Below are 10,358 nucleotides of genomic sequence, written 5' to 3'. Positions count from 1 at the left end.
GACGTATTCGACGCCGTCGGCGAGCGTGTAGGCGAGTTCGAGGTCCTGCGTCGCGCCGGCTTCCTGCATGTGATAGCCGGAGATCGAAATCGAATTGAACTTCGGCATCTTCTGCGAGGTGTAGGCGAAGATGTCGGAGATGATCCGCATCGAGGGCACCGGCGGATAGATGTAGGTGTTGCGCACCATGAACTCTTTCAGAATGTCATTCTGAATGGTGCCCGACAGCTTCTCCGGGGAGACGCCCTGTTCCTCGGCGGCGGCGACGTACAGCGCCAGGATCGGCAGCACCGCGCCGTTCATGGTCATCGACACGCTCATCTGGTCGAGCGGGATGCCGGCGAACAGCGTGCGCATGTCGTAGATCGAGTCGATCGCCACGCCGGCCATGCCGACATCGCCGGCGACGCGCGGATGATCGGAGTCGTAGCCGCGGTGAGTGGCGAGGTCGAACGCCACCGACAGGCCCTTCTGGCCGGCGGCGAGGTTGCGGCGATAGAACGCGTTGGAGTCTTCAGCGGTCGAGAAACCGGCATATTGCCGGATCGTCCACGGCTGGTTGACGTACATGGTCGGGTAGGGGCCGCGCAGGAACGGCGCGACGCCCGGCCAGGTGTCGAGAAAATCGATGCCGGCGACATCCGCCTCGGAGTAGCCCGGCTTGACCAGAATGCCTTCGGGCGTCAGCCACGGCTGGGCCTCGCCTGCAGGGGCAGGGGCGGCGGTGTGCTGGAATGCGATCTCGGCGAAGTTCGGAATCTTGCTCATTTTTATCTGATCTCACTACAGGCCATCGTAGCACGGCTGCCGTTTCTCGTCATTTCGTCGGGTTAATCGTGGTCCGGCTGCTGATAGCTGAACACTTGTGCCAGCCTGTCGGGCCCGTAGTTCTGCAACGTGGTCTTGCTCGGCAGGTTCGCGATCGTCCCGGTCCAACCGAGCCTCGCTTCGGTGCCGTATTGCATGGTCGGGACCACCCGGTCCGGCCGATCGAAGGTTCCGGTCAGGATCTCGATGGTGTCGGAGAACTGCAGCCGATAGCCCAGCGGGGTGCCGCAATCCTTGCAGAAGTCGCGCTCTGCGACCGAGGAGGAGCGGAACGACGCAGGCTGGCCGCGGGTCCAGGCAAAGTTGTCCTTGGCGACCTCGGCCATCGAGGCGAACGGTCCCCCGGTCGCCTTCTGGCACATTCGGCAATGGCACAGCGCCGTGCTCAGCGGCGGGGCCGACAGCGCGTAGCGGATCGCGCCGCACTGGCAGCCGCCGGAGAGCACCGCTTTGCCGGTCCCCGTCATGCCGCTTCGATGCCCTTCCAGGCGTCGCTGAGCGTCGCCAAGGCGTCGCCACCGGCGAACACGAACTCCTGCACCCCGGCTTCGCGCAGCGCGCTCTCCTGCTCGCCGGGGCGGCCGGCCAGATAGATCCGCTTGGCGCCCGCGGCGCGCAGCGCCTGGGCGGCCGCGGCCGCATAGGTCGGGTAGGCCTTGTCGGACGAGCACAGGCACGCGAACGCCGCACCGGACGCCTTGAAGGCGTCGGCGAGCGCAGCCGCCTCGGTGAAGCCCTCGCTGTCGATCGCCTCGATGCCGCCGGTCTCGAAGAAGCTCTTGGTGAAGGTGGCGCGCGCGGTGAAGTCGGCCGGCGTGCCGAGATTGGCCAGGAACACCTTCGGCCGCGACGCCTTCGCGGCCAGCACGGCGTCGGACTTGTCGCGCAGGCTTTCGAACGGGGTCGCCAGACGGATGGGCGTCAGCGCCGTGAAGCTGATCTTCGCCTCACCGGCGGGCGGTACCGCGGCCGGCTTGACGTCGAGCACCTTGGCCTGTGCCTCGTGCAGGTTGGGGAATTCGGAGGCGCCGGTCAGAACGTCGCGACGCTTGGCGATCGCCTTGTCGCGGGCCGCGCGGCTGGCCGCGACCTTCGGCTGGATCAGGCCGGCCTGCAGTGCGGCGAGCGCGCCGCCGGCACGTTCAATCTCCTGGAACTGGGCCCAGGCGGCGTCGCACAGTTCCTTGGTCAGCGCTTCGATGCCTCCGGCACCCGCAGCCGGATCGGCGACCTTATCGAGGTTGGACTCTTCCAGCAGGACCAGCTGCGTGTTGCGGGCGACGCGGCGGGCGAATGCGTCGGGCAGGCCGAGCGCTAGTGTGTGCGGCAGCACCTGCACCGAGTTGGCGCCGCCAAGCGCGGCGGCGAAGGTCGCCATCGTGGCGCGCAGCATGTTCACGTAGGGGTCGCGCTGGGTCAGCATCCGCCATGCGGTCTCGGCGGCGACAAACAGCGGTTTCGGCGCTACGCCGCAGGCCTGTTCGATCCGCGCCCACAGCAGCCGCAGGGCGCGGAACTTCGACAGCGTCAGGAACTGATCGGCATCCGCGGACAGACGCGCGTAGATCATGCCGCGGGCGGCCTCCAGTGCGACACCAGCGGCCTCCAGCGCGCGCAGATAGGCGACGCTGCAGCCGAGCACGTAGGCCAGCTCCTGCGCCTCCGAGCCGCCGGCATCGTGGATCACGCGGCCGTCGGCGACCAGGAACGGGCCCTTGAAGCCGGCGCTCGCGAGGCCGGCGGCGACGTCGCCGAGGCCCTTGGCGATCTCGCTCCACTCGGTGGCGCTCGCCCCCTGCACGGCGCGCGCGCCGAGCGGATCGATGCCGAAGCGGATGTCGCAGGCGGCCGGATCGGTGCCGCGGCTCTTGATCAGGTCGGCGAGGTAGCGGACCACGTCGCAGGATTGCGGCGGGAACTGCAGTTCGATCGCGATGCCGGCGTCGAGGTGGACGCCCTCCAGCACCTGCGCGATCGCTTCCTGAGTGGCCGGCAGACCGAAGCCGCGCGCGCCAACGCTGCCCGCAAACACCAGCGTCAGGCCGGTGGCGCCGTTTTCGAGGTCCTGCAGAGCCTGCTTGTTGGCTTCTTTCGGCTCCGGGTGATCGACCCGCTGCATGATCCGCCACGGTGCCGCGGGGGCGCGGCCGGCGATCGGCGCGGCGTCGCGCGCCCGCACGTAGATCGGATCGATCTGGATGCCGTCGTAGCTCTTGCTGATCAGCTTCTCGAACGGTGCGCCCTTCAGCACGCCGTCGACCAGCTTGCGCCAGTCTTCATAGCCGGCCGGGGCGAAATCGGCGGCGAGCCGCAGCTCTTGGTTTGCAGAAGACATCGGTGAAATCGAACTCCCAGAATACCGGAACGTGATTTGGCCGGAAAATGCCACGTGCGGACGGCGATGCCAAACAGTTGTTTGAGGCAATAAGGACGAGATTGCGCCCTGTGCACTGCGGCGGACCGTGTTGCGGGATATTCCCAGAAGCGGCGGCTCAGCCGCGGTCCGGCAGCCGTTCGATCCCGGCGGTCGACAGCCCGGCGAGGGCGTCTTTCAGTGAGCGGCCGGCGATCACCTGGTCCGGCACGATGTCGAGCAGCGGCACCAACACGAAGGCGCGCTCGAACAGCCGCGGATGCGGCAGCATCAGGTCCGGCCGATTGATCTCGGCGTCGTCGTAGGCGAGCAGGTCGAGATCGAGCGTCCGCGGACCCCAGCGCCGTTCGTTGGCGCGGTCGCGACCGAAGCGCTTCTCGATCTTGTGCAGCGTGAACAACAGCGCGTGCGGATCGAGCGCGGTTTCGATCGCCACGCAGGCGTTGACGAAACGGTCCTGCTGCTCATCGCCCCATGGCGGCGTCGCGTAGTCCGGGGAGCGCGCGATCAGTTCGGCCTGCGTCATGCCGCAGATGTTGGCGATCGCTTTGTCGAACGTGGCGCGGACGTCGCCGACATTACCGCCGAGCGCGATCAGGGCGCGCGGCATCTCAGCTCCGCCTGCGGGTGATGATCACCCCGACGTCGTCGAAGATCGCGGGGATCGGCGCGTGCGGCTTGTGCACGGTCACCTTCACCGCGGTGATCTTGTCGAAGCTCGTCAGGATCGCATCGGCGACTGCGCCGGCCGCGCGTTCGAGCAACCGGTAGTTGGCGTCCTTGAACGCCGCGGTGGTACACGCCACCACGTTCGAATACGACACCGTGTCCGACAGCCGGTCGGTGCGCGAGGACTCCGACAAATCGGCGGTGAGCTCGAGATCAATCACGAAGCGCTGGCCGACTTCGGTCTCGTGCTCCATCACGCCGTGGCGGGCGTGCAGCACCAGGCCGGAAATGAAGATGGTGTCGTTCATCGGCTGTCCCGGATGGCGTGGGCGACTTTCAGTGCCTGCGAGGTTGCGGCGACGTCGTGCGCGCGGATGATCTTGGCGCCGTTCTCGACGGCGATCAGATGCGCGGCGAGCGAACCGCCGAGCCGCTGCTTCGGTTCGCTCGGCACGATCGTACTAATAAAGCGCTTGCGCGAGGCGCCGATCAGCAGCGGGCGGCCGAAGCTTGCGAATTCGCGCAGCCGTGCCAGGGTGATCATGCTCTGCTGCGGCGTCTTGCCGAAGCCGATGCCGGGATCGAGCACGATCAGCTCCTCGGCGATCCCGGCCTTGGTGGCGATCGTCAGCGAGCGCTCGAAGAACGCGTTGATGTCGGCGACGATGTCGATGGCCGGATCGGCGGCGTCGCGATTGTGCATCACGATCACCGGGGCGCGGCGCGCAGCGACGACGCCGGCCATCTCGGGATCGCGCTGCAATCCCCACACGTCGTTGGCGATCGCCGCGCCATGGTCGAGCGCCCAGGCGGCGACTTCGGCCTTCATGGTGTCGATCGACACCGGTGTGCCGAGCGCGACCACCGCTTCCAGCACCGGCTGCAGCCGCCGCAGCTCTTCGGCCGCGGTCACCGGCTGCGAGCCGTAGGGACGGGTGGACTCCGCGCCGATGTCGATGATCTCGGCGCCATCCGCGATCATCTCGGCCGCATGGACACGCGCCTGCTCGGGGGCGAGATAATCGCCGCCGTCGGAGAACGAGTCCGGCGTGACGTTGAGAATGCCCATCACCGCCGCGGCGGGGCGCGCCAGCAGATCGCGCAGCTGTGGCGGCTTGGCCGGAGCGGCGGGCGATGCGGTCAGCGATGGGGAAGCGGTCATGCGTCAGCGCTTTGCGCGGTCCGCGAAAGCCTGTCAAGCGGCGGGCTGCGCCGGCGCGCCGGACCTTAGTAGGTGATTTTCAATGGCAGCTTGCGCGCCTGCTCGATCAGTTGACCGACTTCTTTCTCGGAGGGCAGGGCGCGCACCAGTTTGCGCTTGAGATTGGCCTCTTTCATGTTCTGCGCCAGCCGCGCCGGATTGCGGTGGGTGAACTCGCGCAGCGTCGAGACGCCGGCGGCGCGCAGCAGATCGGCCTTCGCCTTGCCGAGACCGGGAACCCGCATGCAATCGGCGAGGTTGGCCCATTGCAGCAATTGCTGCTCGGTGAGGCCGGTCTTCGCGGCGAGCGCCTTGCGGCCCTTCACGGTCCGGGCGGCTTCGAGCAGCGCTTCGGTGGTGCGAATTCCTACCGATTTCAATTTGCTCGCGGCAACCTCGGTGATGCCGTCGAGCTGAGCGATTGGATATGTCATGGCACTCGATACTAGGTTCAGGTGAACTGGCGGAGGCCGGGCGTGCCTTCGATGATGGCGCCCATCTTCTCCGCCCCAATTCTGTCGCGGCCGGCTTTGAACAGTTCTCGGGCGATCGTCTGGATCTGGGACATGCCGAGGCCGAGGCCGAGCAGCTTCGTCCCCATCGCCATCACGCCGCCGCCGATCAGGCGGCTCAGCCCGCCACGCGAGGAGCCTGCCGCTTCGATCGCAGCCTCGGCGCCCGGAATGCTGTCGATCAAAGCCTGGACCGGCTCCTGCGGTCCTTCATTGCGGAGAAAGGCGAGAATGATGCCGATGGTCTTGTCGGCAACAGATTTGTCCAGACCGGCCTTGTCGGCCAGTCTTTCAATCAACTCGTCCATAACGCCCCCGCCACGCCGGTTCTTATCACCGGTCCATGTTCTAAAATCATCCTGATCCGCTCCGCAACGAAACACAAGCGACCCTCGTCATCGAGTCGACGACTCGGCGCCATTTCGCTCCGCAAGTGTTGCAACATTGCAAAGGCGACGACACGAGATATGCTGCTGAGGCAGCGCGAAGCCACGCATCGAGCGTCGTTTGCGCGCGGTAGGGTGAATATCGCGCCAACGTCTCGCCGCGATCGTCGTTGAATGGTTCCATGGTGATTGGCAGGATAAGTGTTGCGCCGGGCGATCGATCGCCGGTTGGAATGTTCTGTGCGAGGAAACGAAGAAATGGCGGCGAGCGGCATCGCGAGCGGTGATACCGAAGACAAGATTTTTATCGGTAAGGGCGAACAGCCGGCGTGGTTGACGTTGGCGCTCGCCAATCGCCACGGCCTGGTCACCGGCGCCACCGGTACAGGCAAAACAGTGTCGCTGCAGGTGATGGCGGAAGGCTTTGCGCGCGCCGGCGTGCCGGTGTTTGCGGCCGATATCAAAGGCGATCTGTCGGGCATCGCCGAGGTCGGCGAGGCCAAGGACTTCATCCTCAAGCGTGCCCAGGAGATCGGGCTGAAATTCCAGCCCGACCAGTTCACCACGGTGTTCTGGGATGTGTTCGGCGAGCAGGGCCATCCGGTGCGCGCCACCGTTTCCGAGATGGGACCGCTGCTGCTGTCGCGGATGCTCGATCTCAACGACGTGCAGGAGGGCGTGCTCAACGTCGCATTCCGTGTCGCCGACGACATGGGCCTGCCGCTGATGGACATGAAGGATCTGCGCGCGATGCTCGATGCGATCGCGCCGATCGCGCAGAAGGTGGCCGAAGCCGGCGACGTCAATGCCGATATCCGCCAGGCCGCACAGTCGCTCGGCAACGTCACCAAGCAGACCGTCGGCACCATCCAGCGTCAGCTTCTGGTCCTGGAAAATCAGGGCGGCGAGAAGTTCTTCGGCGAGCCGGCGCTGCAGCTCAAGGACTTCATCCGCACCGACAGCCAGGGCCGCGGCCTCGTCAATATTCTGGTCGCCGACAAGCTGATGACCAATCCGCGGCTGTACGCGACCTTCCTGCTGTGGATGCTGTCGGAGCTGTTCGAGGAGCTGCCGGAAGTCGGCGACCCCGACAAGCCGAAGCTGGTGTTCTTCTTCGACGAGGCGCACCTCTTGTTCAACGACGCGCCGAAGCCGTTGATGGACAAAATTGAACAGGTGGTGCGGCTGATCCGCTCCAAGGGCGTCGGCGTGTACTTCATCACCCAGAACCCGATCGACGTGCCGGACCGGGTGCTGGCGCAGCTCGGCAATCGGGTGCAGCACGCGCTCCGCGCTTTTACGCCGCGCGACCAGAAAGCGGTGGCGGCCGCGGCCGACACTTTCCGGCCGAACCCGAAGCTCGATACGGCCAAGGCGATCACCGAGCTCGGCAAGGGCGAAGCGCTGGTGTCGTTCCTCGAAGGCAACGGCACGCCGGCGATGGTCGAGCGCGTGCTGGTGCGGCCGCCGTCGGCGCGGATCGGACCGATCACACCGGAAGAGCGCAAGGCGATCATCGCCGCAAGCCCGGTGCGAGGCAAATACGACACCGCGGTGGATTCCGAATCCGCCTACGAGAAGCTGCGCGCCCGGATCGACGGCAAGTCGGCGAATGAAGATGCGGCACCGGGCGAGGGCGGGATTCTCGGTCAGCTCGGCGGGCTGTTCTCGACCGTGTTCGGCACCAACACGCCGCGCGGCAAGCTCACCACCGGCCAACTCGTCGCTCGCAATGTTGCGCGCACCGTCGCCACCACGGTGGTCGGCGGCGTCGCCGCCGAGCTCGGCAAGAAGGTCGGCGGCTCGCTCGGCAGCTCGGTCGGTCGCTCGATCGTGCGTGGCACGCTCGGCGGAATGCTGCGACGGTGAGACGAGAGGATCGCAGGTTTGCAGACGCGCGCTGCATCCTGACGTCTTTATAGTTCGAGCTATTTGCCTATCATGCGTCATGGCCGGGCTCGTCCCGGCCATCCACGTCTACCGGCGGTGCCTGCCGCAAGACGTGGATGCCCGGCACAAGGCCGGGCATGACGAGTTCACACGAGGAACACAGCATGTCCGCCAGCTCTCACGTTCAAACGGTGCTTGCCCGCGCCGATGCCGATTTCGACTCCGCGTTGCAGCGGCTGTTCGCGCTGCTGCGGATCAAGTCGATCTCGGCCGATCCGGGGTTTGCGGCGGACTGCAAGGCGGCGGCTGAGCATCTTTGCACCGACATCGCGTCGATCGGATTTGATGCCGAGGTAAGGCCGACCGCCGGCCATCCAGCGATCGTGGCGAAGGCCAAGAGCAACACCGGCAACCGGCCGCACGCGCTGTTCTATGGCCATTACGACGTGCAGCCGGTCGATCCCCTGGAGCTGTGGCATCGGCCGCCGTTCGAGCCGGTGATCGCCGACCATGCCGACGGCCGCAAGATCATCGTGGCGCGCGGTGCGCAGGACGACAAAGGCCAGCTCTCGACCTTCATCGAAGCCTGCCGCGCGTGGAAGGACGCCACCGGCGAACTGCCGATCGACCTGACCATCGTGATCGAGGGCGAGGAGGAGGTCGGCTCGAAGAACTTCGTGCCGTTCCTCGATGCACATAAGAAGGACCTCGCCGCCGACTTCGCGCTGGTGTGCGACACCGGAATGTGGGACCCGGCGACGCCGGCGATCACCACCTCGCTGCGCGGCCTCGTCTATGAAGAGGTGAAGATCAAGGCGGCGAACCGCGATCTGCATTCCGGGGTTTATGGCGGCGGCGCGCAGAATCCGATCCGGGTGCTGACGCGGATTCTCGGCGGCCTGCACGACGAGCATGGCCGCATCACCATTCCGGGCTTCTACGACGGCGTGAAGGATCTGCCGCCGGAGATCCTGGCGCAGTGGAAGGGACTGAACCTGACCGCCGAGAGTTTTCTCGGCCCGATCGGGCTGTCGATTCCGGCCGGTGAGGACGATCGTCTGTTGATCGAGCAGCTGATCTCGCGACCGACCTGCGACATCAACGGCATCGTCGGCGGTTACACCGGCGAGGGATCGAAGACCGTGATCGCGGCGGAAGCCTCGGCCAAGGTGTCGTTCCGCATCGTCGAAGGGCAGGACCCCAACAAGATCCGCGATGCGTTCCGCGCTTATGTCACCGCCCGGCTGCCGGGCGATTGCCGCGCCGAGTTTCTCGATCACTCCAACGGCGCAGCGATCGCGCTGCCGTGGGACATGAAGCCGCTCACCGCGGCGAGCCGCGCGCTGACCGAGGAGTGGGGCAAGGAAGCGGTGCTGATCGGCTCGGGCGCGTCGATCCCGATCGTCGCCGATTTCAAGCGCACGCTCGGGCTCGACAGCGTGCTGATCGGCTTCGGTCTCGACGACGACAACATCCATTCGCCGAACGAGAAGTACAACCTCACCAGCTTCCAGAAGGGCATCCGTTCATGGGTGCGGATTCTCGGTGCGCTGGCTGACGCACCGCGCTGAAACACCTCCGCGTCAGATCGTCACCTCGCATTGCGCGAGACCTGCTCCGGATTTGCGCCACCGCGCGCAAATCCGGAATCCTTCCAAATCAGTTCCATGGCTGTTTCGCTTCCGCGCGGTGAGTAGCAAACTGCGCGAAGCTGCGATGCGCCAAGGTGTTCCTTGGCGCCGGGCTCGCCGCGTTGCGTTCACCGGCGTGATCCTGAGCGGAGAGGTCGCTTACTAGACTCGTTCTAAGCGCCGGGCGCTTGCGATGGCGTGCGTATATCAATTCTAATTCGCATCCGTTGCCTCACCATCCCTCATCTCCTACCCGGACACCAACGAGTGACCGGGGGCGTGGTGTGAGCAACTTCAAGGCCAGCAACAATCGTTTGTATCTCGGCGTCGCGACCGGCGTGCTGACGCTGTGCGCGGCTGGCCTCGCGCCATCCTCGGCGCCTGCCCAGGAGTCCGAAGCGCGCGTGTTGCCGCCGGTCTCGGTCGATGCGCCGCAGCAGCGTACACGGTCGGCCACACGCGCCGCGCAGCCACGCGCTACGCCGCAGCGCGCCGCGCGGGTAGCGCCGCGCCGCGCCGCCGAGCCGGTGCCGCCTCCGGCCGCGCCGCCGATAACGATGGGCTCGACCCGCACCATCGGCGCGCCGGCGCCGGCCTATGCGGGCGGCCAGGTGGCGCAGGGCGGCACGCTCGGCCTGCTCGGCTCCACGAGCGTGATGAATACGCCGTTCAGCACCGTCAATTTCACCTCGCAATTGATCGAGAACCAGCAGGCTCGCACCGCCGCCGACACGTTGATCAACGATTCCTCAGTGCGGCTGTCGACCGGTAGCGACGGCTTCGACGACACTTTCATCATCCGAGGCTTCGAGGTCAGGGCGACCGACGTTGGCCTCAACGGTCTGTATGGCCTCGCATCGTCGCCGC

Annotated in this window: 11 protein-coding genes; 3 read left to right on the top strand and 8 right to left on the bottom strand. The window is 66.2% G+C overall.

The window, feature by feature from the left end:
* The 8 genes from DYI24_RS13795 to DYI24_RS13760 form a co-directional block, all read right to left on the bottom strand.
* Positions 1 to 768 (bottom strand): methylmalonyl-CoA mutase family protein (locus DYI24_RS13795; protein ID WP_246701252.1); only part of this gene is annotated, 768 nt, incomplete at its 3' end.
* A 62-nt stretch (positions 769 to 830) separates the two neighbouring features.
* Positions 831 to 1,295, bottom strand: coding sequence for a GFA family protein (locus tag DYI24_RS13790; protein WP_164572698.1), 465 nt, complete (start codon positions 1,293 to 1,295; stop codon positions 831 to 833).
* Entirely contained in the window at positions 1,292 to 3,163 is a 1,872-nt protein-coding gene (locus DYI24_RS13785) for a methylmalonyl-CoA mutase subunit beta (protein WP_164572697.1), read from the bottom strand. Before DYI24_RS13785 ends, DYI24_RS13790 begins: the two co-directional genes overlap by 4 nt.
* A 157-nt stretch (positions 3,164 to 3,320) precedes the next feature.
* Positions 3,321 to 3,812 carry a 2-amino-4-hydroxy-6-hydroxymethyldihydropteridine diphosphokinase gene (folK, locus tag DYI24_RS13780; protein ID WP_164572696.1) on the bottom strand — a complete coding sequence of 164 codons (492 nt, stop codon included), beginning with the start codon at positions 3,810 to 3,812 and terminating at the stop codon, positions 3,321 to 3,323.
* Between the two features lies 1 nt (position 3,813).
* Positions 3,814 to 4,179 (bottom strand): dihydroneopterin aldolase, encoded by a 366-nt coding sequence (gene folB / locus DYI24_RS13775; protein ID WP_107343809.1) that lies wholly within the window; start codon positions 4,177 to 4,179, stop codon positions 3,814 to 3,816.
* Entirely contained in the window at positions 4,176 to 5,033 is an 858-nt protein-coding gene (gene folP, locus DYI24_RS13770; RefSeq protein WP_164572695.1) for a dihydropteroate synthase, read from the bottom strand. The genes folB and folP overlap by 4 nt, the downstream gene beginning before the upstream one ends.
* A 65-nt stretch (positions 5,034 to 5,098) precedes the next feature.
* Positions 5,099 to 5,506, bottom strand: a complete 408-nt coding sequence (locus tag DYI24_RS13765; protein ID WP_012495381.1) for a DUF4332 domain-containing protein — start codon at positions 5,504 to 5,506, stop codon at positions 5,099 to 5,101.
* Positions 5,507 to 5,523: 17 nt separating this feature from the next.
* Positions 5,524 to 5,892: a hypothetical protein gene (locus DYI24_RS13760; RefSeq protein WP_107343811.1), complete on the bottom strand. Its 369-nt coding sequence runs from the start codon at positions 5,890 to 5,892 to the stop codon at positions 5,524 to 5,526.
* Positions 5,893 to 6,228: 336 nt separating this feature from the next.
* Here DYI24_RS13760 and DYI24_RS13755 point away from each other — a divergent pair, with 336 nt between their 5' ends.
* The 3 genes from DYI24_RS13755 to DYI24_RS13745 form a co-directional block, all read left to right on the top strand.
* Positions 6,229 to 7,839 (top strand): helicase HerA-like domain-containing protein, encoded by a 1,611-nt coding sequence (locus DYI24_RS13755; RefSeq protein WP_164572694.1) that lies wholly within the window; start codon positions 6,229 to 6,231, stop codon positions 7,837 to 7,839.
* Between the two features lie 185 nt (positions 7,840 to 8,024).
* Complete coding sequence (locus tag DYI24_RS13750; protein ID WP_164572693.1) at positions 8,025 to 9,431, top strand: M20/M25/M40 family metallo-hydrolase; 1,407 nt, start codon at positions 8,025 to 8,027, stop codon at positions 9,429 to 9,431.
* A 344-nt stretch (positions 9,432 to 9,775) separates the two neighbouring features.
* Positions 9,776 to 10,358 (top strand): TonB-dependent receptor plug domain-containing protein (locus DYI24_RS13745; protein ID WP_164572692.1); only part of this gene is annotated, 583 nt, incomplete at its 3' end.

Origin of the sequence: Rhodopseudomonas sp. BR0C11 (genome assembly GCF_010820945.1) — a bacterium.
GTDB classification, from domain to species: Bacteria; Pseudomonadota; Alphaproteobacteria; order Rhizobiales; family Xanthobacteraceae; genus Rhodopseudomonas; species Rhodopseudomonas palustris_H.
This window is presented reverse-complemented; position numbering and strand designations above follow the sequence as displayed.